Source organism: Neobacillus niacini, assembly GCF_048572935.1.
GTDB lineage: Bacteria > Bacillota > Bacilli > Bacillales > Cytobacillaceae > Neobacillus > Neobacillus niacini.
On sequence record NZ_CP183883.1, the window covers coordinates 1030531 to 1045484 of the forward strand.

Genomic DNA, 14954 nt, shown 5'->3' on the forward strand with positions numbered 1-14954 from the left:
CATGAAGGCTGCGGCTATTATTTTATCAGGTGGAAAATCTAGTAGAATGGGTACGAACAAGGCTCTCTTAAAACTGAATGAGAAAACAACAATAGAAAGAATGGTTGATATTCTTAAAGTCTATTTTGATGACATCATCCTTGTGACCAATGATATGGAAACGTATCAGTCCTTAGGGGTAAAAATGGTGTCCGATCACTATCCTGGAAAGGGACCGCTGGCAGGCTTTCATGCCGGCTTATTGGCCACTGACTATGATGTGAATTTCATTGTAGCCTGCGATATGCCGTTTATTTCTGGTGAGCTGGCTTCGGCACTTGTGAAAAAAATAGACCATTATGATGCTGTAGTGCCAGTTGTAAATGGAAAAATGCAAACCCTTTGTGCGGTTTTTCAAAAGAAGACGGTCAAGAAAATTGAGGAATGTATTGAAAATGGACGTCTTCCGATTAAACATCTGCTTGAACATGTAAATGTCCTGTATGTAACGGAAAAAGATTTAGAAGTTGATAGTAACATTGATTTGGAGCGTGTCTTTTTCAATATGAATCACCCGCATGAGTATGAGGACGCTAAAAAGTGGCTTGAAGCTGATGATGCAGGAAGGATGTAAGGCACAGTGCAATTTTTCAAAGTAAAAACAGTTGAAGAAACCTTTGCAATGATTGAAGAACAAATTCCAGCTATAAAAGATACCGAGGAGCGCTCACTTGAAGAGGCTCTCCATTATATAACTGCGGCGTGCGTCACCGCGAAGGAAAATGTCCCTGGTTTTGACCGCTCAACCGTTGATGGATATGCTGTTAAAGCAAAAGACACATATGGTACATCTGATTCTATGCCGGGTTTTTTAACGGTGGTGGGAGAAGTCAGAATGGGTGAGTCTGCCCTGATTTCTGTTGGTCAAGGCGAGGCAGTCTATGTCCCAACAGGAGGGATGATTCCTCCGGGCAGTGACAGTGTGATCATGATTGAACACTGTGAAGACCATGATGGGCTGTTAAACACCTACAAGCCAGTGGCACCTGGAGAAAATATTATTCGTGCAGGTGAAGATATCCGTGAAGGGGAAGTTCTTCTTCCAGAAGGGACAATGCTTAGACCTCAGGAGTTAGGCGCGATTGCCTCGCTTGGAATTAGTCATGTTACGGTCTATCGTAAGTTAAAGGTTGGTTATCTATCATCTGGTGACGAAATTGTACCCTATCAAACAGAAAAACTTGCAGAAGGGCAAATCCGGGATATCAATTTTTTAACGATTGCAGGACTCGCTAAACAATGGAATATCGAGGTTGTATATGGTGGAATCGTAAAAGATGACTATCAGGAATTTCAGAAAAAAGCTCAAGGCCTATATGATGAAGTGGACTGCTTAATTCTTTCAGGGGGAAGCTCAGTCGGTGCCAAGGATTACACCACAGATGTGATTCAATCCCTAGGTTCACCAGGCGTTTTTGTACATGGTATCTCAATCAAACCTGGAAAGCCTACGATTCTTGCCATGGCAAATGGAAAACCTGTCATTGGCCTGCCTGGCCATCCAGCTTCAGCGATGATTATTTTCATGCTTTTTGGTGAAAGAATTTTAAGAAAATTAAAAGGCGAAAAAATAGATAAGACACCTGATCGCATTTTTGCCCGTATTACAAAAAATATCCCTTCCGCACCAGGACGGTCTGATTATATAAGGGTCCGTTTGTTTGAGAAAGAAGGAGAATGGTGGGCAGAGCCAATCATTGGGAAATCAGGTTTAATTACGACACTAGTAAAAAGTGATGGAATTGTTGAGATTAGTTCAGAAAAAGAGGGAATATCACAGGGAGACTATGTTCCCGTGATTGCAACACGATGAGGGGGATAAGAATATGGACCAGAAACGCTATAAACGGAAAATATATTTAGAGGACAAACCCCGATCGGAAGCAAAGCGAGAAATTCTCGAAAATTTTCAGCTGCCCCTTGAAATTGAAATGGTCCCAACAAGTGACGCCCTTGGACGGGTGACGGCTGAGCCAATCTTTGCAAATGTGTCCATGCCTCACTACCATGCCTCCGCAATGGATGGTATTGCGGTTATTGCAGAAAAAACATATACCGCTCATGAACAGAATCCATTACGGCTTAAGCTGGGTAAGGACTTTTCCATTGTCGATACAGGAAATGCCATTCCTGCTCCGTATAATGCCGTCATTATGATTGAACATGTCGATATGATTGATGAGGAAACGATTGAAATCATTGAGCCGGCAACACCTTGGCAGCATATTCGCCCAATCGGCGAGGATATTGTCCAGGAGGAAATGCTGTTTCCACAGGGACATATATTAAGACCTGCAGATTTAGGCGTTCTATTAGCAAGTCAGCAGCTCCATATTCCGGTCATCAAAAAACCAGTTGTCACGATTATCCCAACAGGGAATGAGCTTGTTGAGGCAGACGCTCAGCTTTCATCAGGAAATATTATTGAATTTAATGGAACAGTATTTGCGAATTTTGTAAAAGAATGGGGCGGGGAGCCTAGACTTAACAGGATTGTGAAGGATGACCCTGAAAAAATTAAGTCAGTCTTGCTAGAAGCTGCCGAAACCTCTGATATTATCGTTATTAACGCTGGTTCTTCAGCAGGTTCAAAGGATTATACGGTTCATATCATTGCTGAAATTGGTACCGTCTTTACCCATGGTGTGGCCGCAAGACCTGGAAAACCTGTTATTTTAGGGGAAATAAATGAAAAGATTGTTGTAGGTGTTCCAGGTTATCCAGTTTCAGCCTATTTAGCATTAGAGTGGTTTGTACGCCCGTTAATTTGCAAGTATTTGCAGATACCTGAGCCAAAAAGACAAACCGTAACAGTCAAACTTGGCCGCCGTATTGTTTCGAGTATGGGTGCTGAGGACTTTGTACGAATGAATATCGGCTATGTGAATGGACAGTTTGTCGCCAATCCACTGACAAGAGCAGCAGGTGTAACGATGTCCTATGTTCGAGCAGATGGCCTTCTTGTCGTACCAGCCAACGTAATTGGCTATGAACAAGGTGAGTTTGCGGAGGTGGAGCTTTTAAGACCGCTTGAGGAAATTAAAAACGCGATTATGTTTTCTGGAAGTCACGATTTAACCATTGACCTTTTATCGTCTCAGTTAAAAAGAGTCCGCTCTGATATGAAAATAGTTTCCTCCCATGTTGGCAGTATGGCAGGAATAATGGCGATTCGAAAAGGAGAGGCCCATGTAGCGGGCATTCATTTGCTTGACCCCAATACAAAGCAATATAATATTTCATATGTTAAGAAACTAGCAGCTGGATTGGATGTTGTACTCTATCCATTTTTAAAAAGAAAGCAAGGATGGATTTTACCAAAGGGAAACCCGCTTGGTATTGAAACAGTAGCTGATATAGTTGAGAAAAAAGCGATTTTCGTCAACCGTCAAAAAGGTGCAGGCACGAGAATCCTCCTCGATATGCTGTTAGAGGAAAACGGTATTTCATCAGAAGAAATGATCGGCTACGACCGTGAGATGTTTTCACATCTAGCAGTAGCGGCAGAGGTAAATGGAGACAGCCATGGAGCCGGCTTAGGAATCTTTCCAGCGGCAAAAGCGATGAACCTGGACTTTGTTCCCGTTGCAGACGAAGAGTATGATTTACTGATGACGAGGAACTTCTATGAAAGTGAAAGCGGAAAACTGTTAATAGAGATTATTCAATCACCAATTTTTAAACAGCAGGTCGAAAAGATTGGCGGATATGAAGTGGTAGAAAATGCAGAGCCAAAGAAATTGGTCTGAAGAGGTGCACAAAATGAATTTTCAAATTTCGAAAGAACCGATTGATATTCAATCTGTAATAGATAAAGTTGTTCAGCGTAATGCGGGAGCCATTACTACTTTTATTGGAACCGTTCGTGAATTAACCAAAGGAAAAAAGACACTATTTTTAATATATGATGCATACGAAGCGATGGCAGTGAAGAAGTTAGAGCAAATCGGCAGGGAAATTGAAGAGCGCTGGGAAGGTGCTCAGGTAGCCATTACCCATCGAGTGGGCAGGCTGGATATAACGGATATTGCTGTAGTTATTGCCGTTTCCACTCCTCACCGTGCCGATGCCTATGAAGCGAACCGCTATGCCATTGAAAGAATTAAAGAAATAGTCCCGATATGGAAAAAAGAGCATTGGGAAGATGGTGAAGAGTGGATGGGCAACCAGCTTGAAACCGTTGCTTATCCTAGTGGAAAGCCTGAGGAGGACGATTTAAATGAATAAGATATTGTTTTTCGCTCATTTACGCGATGCAGTGGGAGAAGAATATTTGAAGGTAGATGCCAAGGGGAAGACGGTCGGAGAGTTGAAAGCGGAATTGGCTGGGACCTACAATCTCCCAAAATTAGATACCGTTATGACCGCTGTTAATGAAGAATTTGCTCAAGATGATGAAGTGATTCAAGATGGTGATGAAATTGCCTTTATCCCGCCAGTAAGCGGCGGTTGATACGGTTTTTGGAAAAGGGGAAAACAGAATGGATGAACGATACTCAAGGCAGGTCCTCTTTCCAGGAATCGGTAAAGCAGGACAAGAAAAAATTCGCAAGAAGCATGTATTAATGATAGGGGCTGGTGCCCTCGGTTCTGGTAATGCGGAGGTGCTTACCCGGGCAGGAGTTGGCCGGCTAACCATCGTGGATAGAGATTATGTGGAGGCTAGTAATCTCCAGCGCCAACAGCTTTATACAGAAGAAGATGTAGCTGAAAAGCTTCCGAAGGCCGCCGCAGCTAAGAAACGCTTAAGGGAAATCAATTCAGATGTCGAAGTAAAAGCGATTATCGGGGATGCCACTCCCGCTATGCTGGAGGACTTAGTGCATGATGTCGATATCATTATCGATGCGACTGATAATTTTGAAACGCGGATGGCCATTAATGATGTTTCACAAAAGTATAAGATCCCTTGGATTTATGGTGCGTGTGTTGGCAGTTATGGAATGAGTTTTTCCATTATTCCAGGGAAAACACCATGTTTAAATTGTTTGTTACGGACCATTCCTATGCAAGGATTAACCTGTGATACAGGCGGAATCATCTCACCTGCTGTCCAAATGGTGATTTCTCATCAAAGCGCAGAAGTACTGAAAATGCTTGTCGAGGATTGGGATGCGGTTAGGACTTCATTTGTGAGCTTTGATTTATGGCGAAACCAATATACTAGTTTGAAAATGGGTAAAGCTAAATTTGCTGGCTGTTTATCGTGCGGCGAGGAAAGGACCTATCCTTACCTAGACCAGGAAAATATGACAAAGACGACAGTCTTGTGCGGCCGGGATACGGTCCAAGTTCGTCCATCCACACAAGGTGACCTATCGCTAGAGAAGCTCGCAGGACAACTGAGCACACTCGGGTATACGGTTAAAGGAAATCCGTATCTTTTATCAGTAGAAATGGGTTCTGAGCGAATGGTCATCTTCAACGACGGTCGCGCGCTCATTCACGGCACAAAAGATTTAACCCATGCCAAATCTATATACCAACGAATTTTAGGATAATCAAAAAAGAAGGCCGCCAGTGATTCGATTGGCGGCTTCTATTTTTATGGCTGTGTTAAAGGTTATGGTTGATTTTATTAATTTTAAGAATCTCGATAGACGGAGAAATCTCGCTTATTTAGTAATTACTAATAAAAAAAGCCTAATTAGACGGAGGGATTCCGCCTATTAACCCGAAATACGTGAAATCCGATAAGATTAACTTGCTTAACCGGAAAACCTTCCCTTATTACCCCCAAAACAGGCTCCATTCTGCATGTAACCGGAATGTCTCCGCTTATGTTACTCTCGCTTGTTACTGAAATGTATATCAACAGCCTCATTTACCAGAGCCCTTTTTAAAAATCGACATGTTTCACGTGAAACATGTCGAATTTCTATTTAGCTGTCAGATTTGGTATGATGATGATATAAAGAATGATATAGAGGAGTTTATAAAATCGTGAATATATCTGTAGATAAATTATTAAGGAAAATCGAAGAGGAATTGACGCTGGCAAAAAACAGCACAAAGCAAGAAAACTTGCGGGAAAAAGTGTACTCTATTAAAATATTATGCGAGCTGATTCTGGATGAAAAGCACAGGCAGCAGGAAGCACCACTAAAGCCTGTCCCTGCCTATCAGCCTGTAACCGTACAGCCATCCTTTCAGCAGCCAGTAACATTAAATCAACCAAAAAGACTAGAAATGGAAGACGAAGCAAACGGCGATTCGTTATTTGATTTTTAATAGAAGGCTAGGCTGTGTCAGTACTAAATAAATTTTTGCACTCTGTTGATTGGAGCGGAAGGCACGAAGACTTCTGCGGGAGGACGGGGTAGGGGAGACCCCGCAGGCGCTTAAGCGCCGAGGAGGCTCCCCGGGCCGCCCGCGGAAAGCGAAGTGCCTCGCGACAGGCAAAAACCGCCTGTCCCTGCGGTGATTATTCGAAGAAGCTTTCCTTAGTGGAGCGGAAATCAACAGACCATATTAAAACAGCTAAACCAGGAAATGCGGACAAGGGGGAGAGAACATGAAAACATTTATTATTATCGGTGCGATTAACGCTTTTTTAGCGGTGGCACTTGGAGCCTTTGGAGCTCATGGACTTAAGGATAAGCTAGATCCCTATTACTTAGATATTTGGAAAACAGGCGTTACCTATCAAATGTTTCACGCAACAGCACTTTTGGTGATTGGAATCCTGCTGGGTAAAGTGGCAGCGAGTACATTCTTTACTTGGTCAGGCTGGTTATTTCTAATTGGGATTATTCTTTTCAGCGGCAGTCTCTATGTATTAAGCTTAACGAAAATAGGAGTACTTGGCGCTATCACACCGCTTGGAGGAGTTTGCTTCTTAGCAGGTTGGATTTTAATGATCATTGGCACGGTAAAAGATTTATAAAATAGTAAAAGGCATTGGACTTGAGTTCCAATGCCTTTTACTATTATCTTGGCGGGAAAGTACTTAAACCAGGTGAACCCCCAAAAGGGTATTCGTATTCAAGTTCTTCATCAAATGTAGCATAATCAAAAGCAACCATTGGGATGAGCGTTCGCTGGCCAGTTTGTGGATCACTTAAAATGAGATGATCACGACCTGCAGCTTCAATAATGCCGACAAATTTCTTCCCATTCCATTGGCTGTTGCCTTCAAAAGTGGCATATACCGTTGCTAATTTCCCTTTGTTTAAGCGTAAAATATTTTCGATGTACGATTGCTCTAACGGTAGCATTCCTTGCGGCTGAACAGTTCCGGGCGGTGACTGAGGTGCACTAGCCGGTGGAAACTGCGGGAATCCTTGCTGTTGTGTACCAGGAAAAAATCCTTGTCCTTGCCCTTGAAATTGATTCCCTGCTTGTTGTCTAGCGGGATAAGGCTGATACCCTTGTTGATTATAATATTGACTCATGTTTTCCCCTCCTAAAAAATAACGAAATGAATGCCCAACAGACTATTCATACTCTAAAGACCTTTAATTGGTGACAATCGGGAAGGTCCGATATGAGTTGATTCGGAGCTAAAACTCTAGACTCGCTGTTTTATTAGTATGAGAGGGGAAAGGGAAATATGACTCATGAATAAGACAAAAAAAGTCCTCGGCATGAGCCGAGAACTTAGCCATTAAACATGTAGGAATCGAGAAACTCTTTCCACCTCTAATAGGTTACCAACAAAGAAAGCACCGAATTCACCATAGCGTGCACTTACTTCATCAAAACGCATTTCATAGACAAGCTTTTTAAATTGAAGAACATCTTCTGCAAAAAGCGTTACGCCCCATTCATAGTCATCAAAACCAACGGAACCTGTAATGATCTGCTTTACTTTCCCTGCATATGTACGGCCAATCATTCCGTGGCTGCGCATCATATTGCGGCGCTCTTCCATCGGGAGCATATACCAGTTATCGTTACCTTCACGTTTCTTATCCATTGGGTAGAAACAAACATACTTTGTTCTAGGTAATTTCGGATATAAACGAGCAAGAATTTGTGGATTTTGGTATGGATCTTCGCCAGCTGGCAGGTAGTTACTGAGTTCAACTACAGACACATAAGAATGAGCTGGAATGGTGTATTCAGCTAATTTTGTTTTATTAAATTCCGTTTCGATTTCATTTAATTCTTCCATCGTTGGGCGTAAGATCATCATCATGAAATCTGCCTTTTGACCAACAATTGTATATAAAGCATGACTGCCTTCGTTACGTTCTTGCGTGTGATTCCATTTTTCAACTAGACTTAAAAACTCGTGAATCGCGGATTGGCGTTCATCACTTGAAAGCATTTTCCAAGTTGTCCAATCAACGGTACGGAAATCATGCAGACAATACCAGCCATCAAGCGTTTGAGCTGCTTCACTCATTACAATCACTCCTAAATAATCATTCTTCTTATTTACAATCTTTACTATAACATAGTTTGACCAAGACTCGCTCGAATAAACCACCATGGATAATTTTTAGAAAAGAGGTAATAGTAAAGACGAGTGTGAAGTTTTTTGAATAAAAGAACATTTGTCATGTAAACGCTGCCTGAGTTGAATTTTTCCACAGGTAAAGTATGCTAAATTAGGTAGATATATTTAGGGAGGATGTAAGATGGCTGATTTATTTGAAGGCTTAAAACAAAAATTATCCGGTCGCGATATGAAAATCGTTTTTCCTGAAGGTTTAGATGAGAGAATTGTCCGAGCTGCAAGCAGACTGGCTGAGGAAAAGCGCCTAACTCCTATTTTGATTGGAAATATCGAACAAGTTCAGGCTAAGGCACAGGAGCTTGGGGTTTCCTTAGATGCAGCTGAGATCTATGACCCTGCAAGCTATGCGGCAATGGACGAGCTAGTAGCAGCGTTTGTTGAACGCCGAAAAGGAAAAGCAACTGAAGAGGACGCCCGAAAAATCTTATTAGATGAAAACTATTTTGGCACCATGTTGGTGTATCTAAATAAAGCGGACGGTTTGGTAAGTGGTGCGGCGCACTCTACAGCAGACACAGTTCGTCCTGCCTTACAAATTATTAAAACAAAAGCAGGCGTGAAGAAAACATCTGGCGTCTTCATCATGGTTCGCGAGGATGAAAAATATGTATTTGCTGATTGTGCCATCAATATTGCGCCAGACAGCAATGATTTAGCGGAAATTGCCGTGGAAAGTGCGAAAACAGCAGATATGTTTGATATCGAGCCAAGAATCGCTATGCTAAGCTTTTCAACAAAGGGTTCAGCAAAGTCTCCAGAAACAGAGAGAGTTTCAGGGGCAGTGGAAGAAGCAAAACGTCGTGATCCATCATTAATGATTGATGGTGAGTTCCAATTTGATGCGGCATTTGTTCCATCTGTTGCAAAAAGTAAAGCACCAAATTCACCACTTCAAGGGGATGCAAATGTGTTTATCTTCCCAAGTCTGGAAGCTGGAAACATAGGCTACAAAATTGCCCAGCGTTTAGGCGGATTTGAAGCAGTAGGACCAATCCTTCAAGGGTTAAATAAACCTGTGAATGACCTTTCACGCGGCTGTAACGAAGAAGATGTCTATAAGTTAGCATTAATCACAGCGGCGCAAGGAATAAAATAAGACGGATCATGCCAGTCCAGTGTTGGACTGGCTATTTCTTTTTGCTAAAATAAACTTACTACCTATTATGAGGAGAAACCAATATGGAAGGTTTATTACGTCAGCCAGAATGGAGGATAATCGATCAGTCCACCGCAGGCAGGCATTTTCAAGCATTACAATCATTCGGGATAGACGATACACTTTGTGCCTCAATCGGCTCAGGAAAGGCTCCAGCAACGGCACGAACCTGGGTTCATGACAATACCATCGTTCTCGGAATACAAGATACGAAACTGCCATTTTTAAAAGAAGGAAGGCAGTTTCTAAGGGAACAGGGCTATCAGTCTATTGTACGCAATTCTGGCGGCTTAGCAGTTGTCCTCGATGAAGGGGTCCTAAATATTTCACTGATTTTACCTGAGAGTGAAAAGGGCATTGATATCAACCGAGGCTACGATACGATGTGGCAGCTTGTTGAAAACATGTTTGCTGATTTTAATAAGAGAATCGAGGCAAGAGAAATCGTTGGCTCCTATTGTCCAGGAAGCTATGACCTTAGTATCAATGGAAGAAAATTCGCGGGTATCTCACAGCGCCGGCTTAAAAAAGGGGTGGCGGTACAAATTTATTTGTGTGTCAATGGGAGCGGCAGTGGGCGTGCTGAGGTAATTAAACAGTTTTATGAAATTGCCAAAAAAGAGCAGCCGACAAAATTTACATATCCGGAGATTGTCCCGGAAGTAATGGCGTCACTATCTGAGCTTTTGGAAACACCGTTAACCATCTCGGATTGTTTACTACGTCTATTAAACCAATTAAAAAACAACACCGGCTATCTGTATTCGGGATCATTAAATGAATTTGAACTAGAACTTCTCCCCGGTTATCACCAAAGAATCGTGGAACGAAATCTAAAACTGGATGAAATGTAAAAAGCCGTAAATCTCAAAAGGATTTACGGCTTTCTTTAAGAGGATATTGCTCTTCTCCCAAAATTTTGTTGTCTAGCTCCAGGCGCCATCGGCTCGGGGTCATAAGCCAATCCGTCAAGAAGGTTAAAAAGCAACCTTCCTGCCGGCTTGTCTTATGCCTGTCGCCGATAGGCAGGCGCCTTCCGCTTTTCGTTTTACTCAGCGACCTTCTCTAAATTCCCATTGCGGTCCATTTTGAATTTTGTCGCAGGTCTTTCTTCTTCTTCAAATAATACAAGCTTACGAGCGCGGTTCATAATTTTCATAAGTGTCTCGTAATCTTCTTGGATGGTTTCGGTATTTTGCTCGAGACCTTCGATTTTTGCTGCCATTTCCTCATTTTGTCTGCGCAGATCTGCAATTTCACGCTTTAATCTTTCATTCTCACTTTTTAATGCTTCATTTTGCAGATTCGCATGATTGAAGTTTTGTAAGTAATCAATCACGCTATCAAGCGATAAACCACCTGCTGGTACGGATGGTCTGTACGTTTGAACCGGCTGCTTCACATACACTTCAGGTTTTACATACGTTTCTTCTGCAATTTCAGCGGTTAAATCTGGCATTTCATAGGAAGCTTCCATTGGTACTTCCACTGGTGCTGAAAGTGTTTCAAAGTCATCAGCAGCAGGTACTGGAGGATTGTAGAGTAACTTCTTCTTTCCTCCTTGGTCTTTCCCTAGTACTCTTTGTCTTTGTTTCCGTTGTTTTTTTGCTAATTGCAATGCTTTTTCATAGCGGTGGCGCACAACGGCATTCCATCTGAATCCACACGCTGCAGAAGTCCGATTTAACTTGTCGCCTACCTCTTCAAAAGCATTTAGCTGGGTACTGCCCTCGCGTACATGTCGAAGAACGGTTTCAGCTAACAAAAGATCATTTTCATCTGTCCATGCATCTTGCCTTACTTTCATATCTTTTCAACTCCCTAAATAATAATTACGATTAACTCAAGATGAGTTTTTAAAAGTTCTAGTCTTATCTTGGACAAGTTTGTCAAGGTTTATACCAAAATGTCTGCAAGGATAATAGTTTTTTTAACTGAAAGAGTTAGAAGGATTGCCAAAGAAAAGCAACTTGCAATGGATTGAAAGAAATTGTAAGATATCTAAGGAGTTAAACGGTTATAAAGTTGGCTAAAATAGTAGTAATAGATAAGAAAGGGTGGAAGTAATGTCAAATGAATTCCGCGTTTGTGATGATTGTCAGGCCGTGAATCTAAAGACATTAATCCCTCGTTTGAAAGAATTGGATCCTGAAGCTGAAATTAAAATTGGCTGCCAATCTTATTGTGGACCTGGCCGGAAGAAAACATTTGCCTTTGTCAATAACCGTCCGGTTGCTGCCCTAACGGAAGAGGAATTAATGGAGAAAGTAAATAAAAAGCTAAAATAATCACCTTTTTCTTACGAACGAAGGTGATTTTTCTTTTTAGAGGATTGTCGAAAAATCCTGCAGAAAATTGCTGGAAATTGGGATATAATAGAAGAAAGTTTAGAGGAAGAGGGAAAGCAATGCTATATTCGGCGGAAAAACTGAGTGAAGAAAAAGTGTTTAAAGATCCTGTTCACCGCTACATTCATGTACGTGACCGTGTCATTTGGGATCTAGTCGGAACAAAAGAGTTTCAGCGCCTGCGCCGTATTAAACAGCTCGGAACCACTTTTTTAACGTTCCATGGAGCTGAGCACAGTCGTTTCAACCACTCTCTCGGAGTATATGAAATCGTCCGCCGTATCATTGATGATGTGTTTGCAGGCAGACCGGAATGGAATGATGATGACCGCCTCCTAACCCTATGTGCTGCACTTCTCCACGATTTAGGGCATGGCCCATTTTCCCATTCGTTTGAAAAAGTCTTCGATTTTGACCATGAAGATTTTACCCAGAATATCGTTTTAGGAAATACAGAGGTTAACGCCGTTCTAAAAAAGGTTAGTCCGAATTTTCCTCAGCAAGTTGCTGAGGTGATTGCGAAAACATCTGCAAAAAAACTAGTCGTCAGCTTGATTTCCAGTCAAATCGATGCCGATCGGATGGACTATTTACAGCGAGACGCTTATTTTACCGGAGTAAGCTATGGTCAATTTGATATGGAGCGGATTCTTCGTGTCATGAGGCCGAAAGAAGACCAAGTAGTCATTAAAAAGAGCGGTATGCATGCGGTTGAGGATTATATTATGAGCCGCTATCAGATGTATTGGCAGGTATACTTTCATCCTGTGTCCCGCAGTGCTGAGGTTATTTTGACCAAAATTCTTCACCGAGCCAAGCAGCTGTACGAAAACAACTATTCTTTTAAAAATGAACCGTTGCACTTTTATACTTTTTTTACCGATAAAGTAACGCTAGAAGATTATTTAAAGTTAGATGAATCCATTATATTGTATTACTTCCAAATCTGGCAGGAAGAGGACGACGATATTTTAAGCGACCTTTGCCGGCGATTTGTGAACCGTAATCTTTTTAAATATGCCGAGTTTGACCCTGCAAAGGAATATAAGAAGCTCGCTGAACTGACCCGTCTTTTTGAAAAAGCAGGGATTGACCCGGAATATTACTTAGTTGTCGATTCATCTTCTGACCTGCCATACGATTTCTATCGTCCAGGTGAAGAAGAAGAGCGATTGCCGATTCATTTATTAATGAAAAGCGGGGAATTGAAGGAGCTTTCCCGGGAGTCCGAGATTGTGGATGCCATCTCTGGTAAGAGGAGAACCGACCATAAATTATATTACCCCGGTGATTTCCTACAGGATGAATCCTCGGAAACAGACATAAAAAGACAAATACGTACCCTATTAGAGATATAATCCTGGAGTAGGAGATGACTGTGTTGTTAAAAGATCATGCCAAGCTGATGCAGGCTGTTTTAGTATCCGGAGAGATTATTGGGAGAAAAAAGCTGCAGAAGATGATATACATTGCCAAAAAGGTGTCCTTTCCGTTCCATGAGCGGTTTCAGTTTCATTTTTATGGTCCATATTCTGAGGAACTAACGCTGCGTGTTGAAGAGCTTTGCAATATGGGTTTTCTCAATGAAATCAAAGAGAAAAAAGGCGGTTATTTTCAATATCGCTATACGCTGACAGACACGGGGAAAGAGTTTTTGAGCTTAAATGAAGTCGAGATGCCATTTTTACAAGATTGCCTTGAAGACATGAACGAGCAGAATGCTAGATTCCTCGAGTTAGTTTCGACGGTTTTATATTTTGATAATCTATCGAAAGAAGAAGTAACCGACAAAGTATTTACGTTAAAAAGCAGCCAGCGCTATACAGAAGAAGAAATTGACCAGGCTTATGCTTATATTGAGGCATTAAAAGGAAAAGCTAAGCTCCAATAGAAAAAGCGTCCGTGTTTTTGAAGTTTCCTTCAAAGACACGGACGCTTTTTGATTATTTATCGCTTGCTCTAACGCCGGCAACACCGTAATGTTCTTTCTGCATTTCTTCAATAAAAACAACAACTGCTTCTTTTGGAGCTCCAGTCGTTTCACTGACAGCGTCCGTTACTTTTTCAACAAGTGCTCTTTTTTGATCATCTGTACGTCCTGGAAGCATTTTTACAGTCACATATGGCATTATGTATTCCTCCTTTGATTACTACAAGGATAGTTTAGCAAACATTTTCATTTTATATCCAGTTTAAGGTATACTTATAGGAAAATAGAGGAGAAATGGGGAAACTAATTTGGAAGGATTCCTTGCCTATTCATTAAGGGAAATTCCCTATGTCGCGATTACGTTGATGATCGCGTTCACGTTTCATGAATTTGCACATGCTTATGTCGCCTATAAGTTCGGAGATCATACGGCTCAAAAGCAGGGGCGTTTGACATTGAACCCGCTGAAGCACCTTGACCCATTTGGTACGATCTTAATTTTTATTGCCGGGTTCGGCTGGGCTCGTCCGGTGCCCGTTAATCGTTTTTTCTTTAAAAAACCGCGTCTGGCAGGTATATTAGTTTCTGTAGCTGGTCCTCTTAGTAATCTAGTCCTGGCAGCACTTGGTTTTTTGATGGCATTTGGATTAGCACGGACAGGGTTAGCTGTAAATCTCCCAGGTATATTTGAGTTTTTTGAGATTTTTAACTGGCTTAATCTGGTGCTGTTTGTCTTTAATTTATTGCCATTTCCGCCGCTGGATGGCTATCGGATTGTCGAGGATTTAGCTCCAAACGATGTTCGGGCAAAAATGACTCAATTTGAACAGTACGGTGTCTTAATTTTTCTGATATTGGTGATTACTCCTCTTGATCGTTACACCATTCAGCCGATTTTCCAATTCATTATCCCTGGACTCTGGCAGGGATTAAATAATTTCTTTTATAATTTGTTTTTTTAACATAGTCTAGCGGAAGCGCCTAGACAAGGCGCTGCAGCTTTTCAAAATAGGAGGT

General features: G+C 41.7%; 18 protein-coding genes. 14 read left to right on the top strand and 4 right to left on the bottom strand.

Features of this window, described 5'->3' with window-relative positions; genetic code table 11:
• The first annotated feature begins 1 nt into the window (after position 1).
• The 8 genes from mobA to ACN6MT_RS04920 all read left to right on the top strand — a co-directional run bounded on the left by mobA (position 2) and on the right by ACN6MT_RS04920 (position 6925).
• Positions 2-613 (top strand): molybdenum cofactor guanylyltransferase, encoded by a 612-nt coding sequence (mobA, locus tag ACN6MT_RS04885; RefSeq protein WP_419954952.1) that lies wholly within the window; start codon positions 2-4, stop codon positions 611-613.
• Positions 614-619: 6 nt separating this feature from the next.
• Positions 620-1852 carry a gephyrin-like molybdotransferase Glp gene (gene glp / locus ACN6MT_RS04890; protein WP_419954953.1) on the top strand — a complete coding sequence of 411 codons (1233 nt, stop codon included), beginning with the start codon at positions 620-622 and terminating at the stop codon, positions 1850-1852.
• Between the two features lie 13 nt (positions 1853-1865).
• Positions 1866-3788 carry a molybdopterin biosynthesis protein gene (locus ACN6MT_RS04895; RefSeq protein ID WP_419954954.1) on the top strand — a complete coding sequence of 641 codons (1923 nt, stop codon included), beginning with the start codon at positions 1866-1868 and terminating at the stop codon, positions 3786-3788.
• A 13-nt stretch (positions 3789-3801) separates the two neighbouring features.
• Complete coding sequence (locus ACN6MT_RS04900; protein ID WP_063254746.1) at positions 3802-4266, top strand: molybdenum cofactor biosynthesis protein MoaE; 465 nt, start codon at positions 3802-3804, stop codon at positions 4264-4266.
• Positions 4259-4492: a molybdopterin converting factor subunit 1 gene (moaD, locus tag ACN6MT_RS04905; RefSeq protein WP_419954955.1), complete on the top strand. Its 234-nt coding sequence runs from the start codon at positions 4259-4261 to the stop codon at positions 4490-4492. The genes ACN6MT_RS04900 and moaD overlap by 8 nt, the downstream gene beginning before the upstream one ends.
• Before the next feature lie 28 nt (positions 4493-4520).
• Positions 4521-5540, top strand: a complete 1020-nt coding sequence (locus tag ACN6MT_RS04910) for a MoeB/ThiF family adenylyltransferase (RefSeq protein ID WP_419954956.1) — start codon at positions 4521-4523, stop codon at positions 5538-5540.
• A gap of 442 nt (positions 5541-5982) precedes the next feature.
• Entirely contained in the window at positions 5983-6270 is a 288-nt protein-coding gene (locus ACN6MT_RS04915) for a YwdI family protein (protein WP_419954957.1), read from the top strand.
• Positions 6271-6553: 283 nt separating this feature from the next.
• Positions 6554-6925 (top strand): DUF423 domain-containing protein, encoded by a 372-nt coding sequence (locus ACN6MT_RS04920; RefSeq protein ID WP_063254751.1) that lies wholly within the window; start codon positions 6554-6556, stop codon positions 6923-6925.
• A gap of 43 nt (positions 6926-6968) precedes the next feature.
• Here ACN6MT_RS04920 and gerQ read toward each other — a convergent pair whose 3' ends face one another.
• Together gerQ and hemQ are read right to left on the bottom strand one after the other, a co-directional pair.
• A complete protein-coding gene (gene gerQ / locus ACN6MT_RS04925) occupies positions 6969-7433 on the bottom strand; it encodes a spore coat protein GerQ (protein WP_063254752.1) in 465 nt (154 codons plus the stop codon).
• 212 nt (positions 7434-7645) lie between these two features.
• The gene (hemQ, locus tag ACN6MT_RS04930; RefSeq protein WP_419954958.1) at positions 7646-8389 is read right to left on the bottom strand and encodes a hydrogen peroxide-dependent heme synthase; all 744 of its coding nucleotides are present in this window, start codon (positions 8387-8389) and stop codon (positions 7646-7648) included.
• A 235-nt stretch (positions 8390-8624) separates the two neighbouring features.
• Here hemQ and pta point away from each other — a divergent pair, with 235 nt between their 5' ends.
• Both pta and ACN6MT_RS04940 read left to right on the top strand, forming a co-directional pair.
• Complete coding sequence (gene pta, locus ACN6MT_RS04935; RefSeq protein WP_419954959.1) at positions 8625-9599, top strand: phosphate acetyltransferase; 975 nt, start codon at positions 8625-8627, stop codon at positions 9597-9599.
• Positions 9600-9682: 83 nt separating this feature from the next.
• Positions 9683-10513: a lipoate--protein ligase family protein gene (locus ACN6MT_RS04940; RefSeq protein WP_419954960.1), complete on the top strand. Its 831-nt coding sequence runs from the start codon at positions 9683-9685 to the stop codon at positions 10511-10513.
• Positions 10514-10707: 194 nt separating this feature from the next.
• On the opposite strand, the gene ACN6MT_RS04945 is transcribed toward ACN6MT_RS04940, so the two are convergent.
• Positions 10708-11466, bottom strand: coding sequence for an RsfA family transcriptional regulator (locus tag ACN6MT_RS04945; RefSeq protein WP_419954961.1), 759 nt, complete (start codon positions 11464-11466; stop codon positions 10708-10710).
• Between the two features lie 259 nt (positions 11467-11725).
• Between ACN6MT_RS04945 and ACN6MT_RS04950 the strand changes: the two genes are divergently transcribed.
• The 3 genes from ACN6MT_RS04950 to ACN6MT_RS04960 all read left to right on the top strand — a co-directional run bounded on the left by ACN6MT_RS04950 (position 11726) and on the right by ACN6MT_RS04960 (position 13898).
• Entirely contained in the window at positions 11726-11947 is a 222-nt protein-coding gene (locus ACN6MT_RS04950; protein WP_179598768.1) for a DUF1450 domain-containing protein, read from the top strand.
• Between the two features lie 119 nt (positions 11948-12066).
• Complete coding sequence (locus ACN6MT_RS04955; protein WP_419954962.1) at positions 12067-13365, top strand: HD domain-containing protein; 1299 nt, start codon at positions 12067-12069, stop codon at positions 13363-13365.
• Between the two features lie 23 nt (positions 13366-13388).
• On the top strand, positions 13389-13898 hold the full coding sequence (locus tag ACN6MT_RS04960) for a YwgA family protein (protein WP_419954963.1): 510 nt from the start codon (positions 13389-13391) through the stop codon (positions 13896-13898).
• Between the two features lie 52 nt (positions 13899-13950).
• Here the strand turns inward: ACN6MT_RS04960 and ACN6MT_RS04965 are convergent, their stop codons facing one another.
• The gene (locus ACN6MT_RS04965) at positions 13951-14136 is read right to left on the bottom strand and encodes a 2-hydroxymuconate tautomerase (RefSeq protein ID WP_045515968.1); all 186 of its coding nucleotides are present in this window, start codon (positions 14134-14136) and stop codon (positions 13951-13953) included.
• 109 nt (positions 14137-14245) lie between these two features.
• On the opposite strand from ACN6MT_RS04965, the gene ACN6MT_RS04970 reads away from it, so the two are divergent.
• Positions 14246-14899, top strand: coding sequence for a site-2 protease family protein (locus ACN6MT_RS04970; RefSeq protein ID WP_419954964.1), 654 nt, complete (start codon positions 14246-14248; stop codon positions 14897-14899).
• The last annotated feature ends 55 nt before the right edge of the window (positions 14900-14954 follow it).

Coding starts and splice junctions, on each gene's coding strand:
- mobA (WP_419954952.1), top strand. CDS start 2: ATGAAGGCTGCGGCTATTATTTTATCAGGTGGAAAATCTAGTAGAATG.
- ACN6MT_RS04895 (WP_419954954.1), top strand. CDS start 1,866: ATGGACCAGAAACGCTATAAACGGAAAATATATTTAGAGGACAAACCC.
- ACN6MT_RS04900 (WP_063254746.1), top strand. CDS start 3,802: ATGAATTTTCAAATTTCGAAAGAACCGATTGATATTCAATCTGTAATA.
- moaD (WP_419954955.1), top strand. CDS start 4,259: ATGAATAAGATATTGTTTTTCGCTCATTTACGCGATGCAGTGGGAGAA.
- ACN6MT_RS04910 (WP_419954956.1), top strand. CDS start 4,521: ATGGATGAACGATACTCAAGGCAGGTCCTCTTTCCAGGAATCGGTAAA.
- ACN6MT_RS04920 (WP_063254751.1), top strand. CDS start 6,554: ATGAAAACATTTATTATTATCGGTGCGATTAACGCTTTTTTAGCGGTG.
- gerQ (WP_063254752.1), bottom strand. CDS start 7,433: ATGAGTCAATATTATAATCAACAAGGGTATCAGCCTTATCCCGCTAGA.
- hemQ (WP_419954958.1), bottom strand. CDS start 8,389: ATGAGTGAAGCAGCTCAAACGCTTGATGGCTGGTATTGTCTGCATGAT.
- pta (WP_419954959.1), top strand. CDS start 8,625: ATGGCTGATTTATTTGAAGGCTTAAAACAAAAATTATCCGGTCGCGAT.
- ACN6MT_RS04940 (WP_419954960.1), top strand. CDS start 9,683: ATGGAAGGTTTATTACGTCAGCCAGAATGGAGGATAATCGATCAGTCC.
- ACN6MT_RS04945 (WP_419954961.1), bottom strand. CDS start 11,466: ATGAAAGTAAGGCAAGATGCATGGACAGATGAAAATGATCTTTTGTTA.
- ACN6MT_RS04950 (WP_179598768.1), top strand. CDS start 11,726: ATGTCAAATGAATTCCGCGTTTGTGATGATTGTCAGGCCGTGAATCTA.
- ACN6MT_RS04955 (WP_419954962.1), top strand. CDS start 12,067: ATGCTATATTCGGCGGAAAAACTGAGTGAAGAAAAAGTGTTTAAAGAT.
- ACN6MT_RS04965 (WP_045515968.1), bottom strand. CDS start 14,136: ATGCCATATGTGACTGTAAAAATGCTTCCAGGACGTACAGATGATCAA.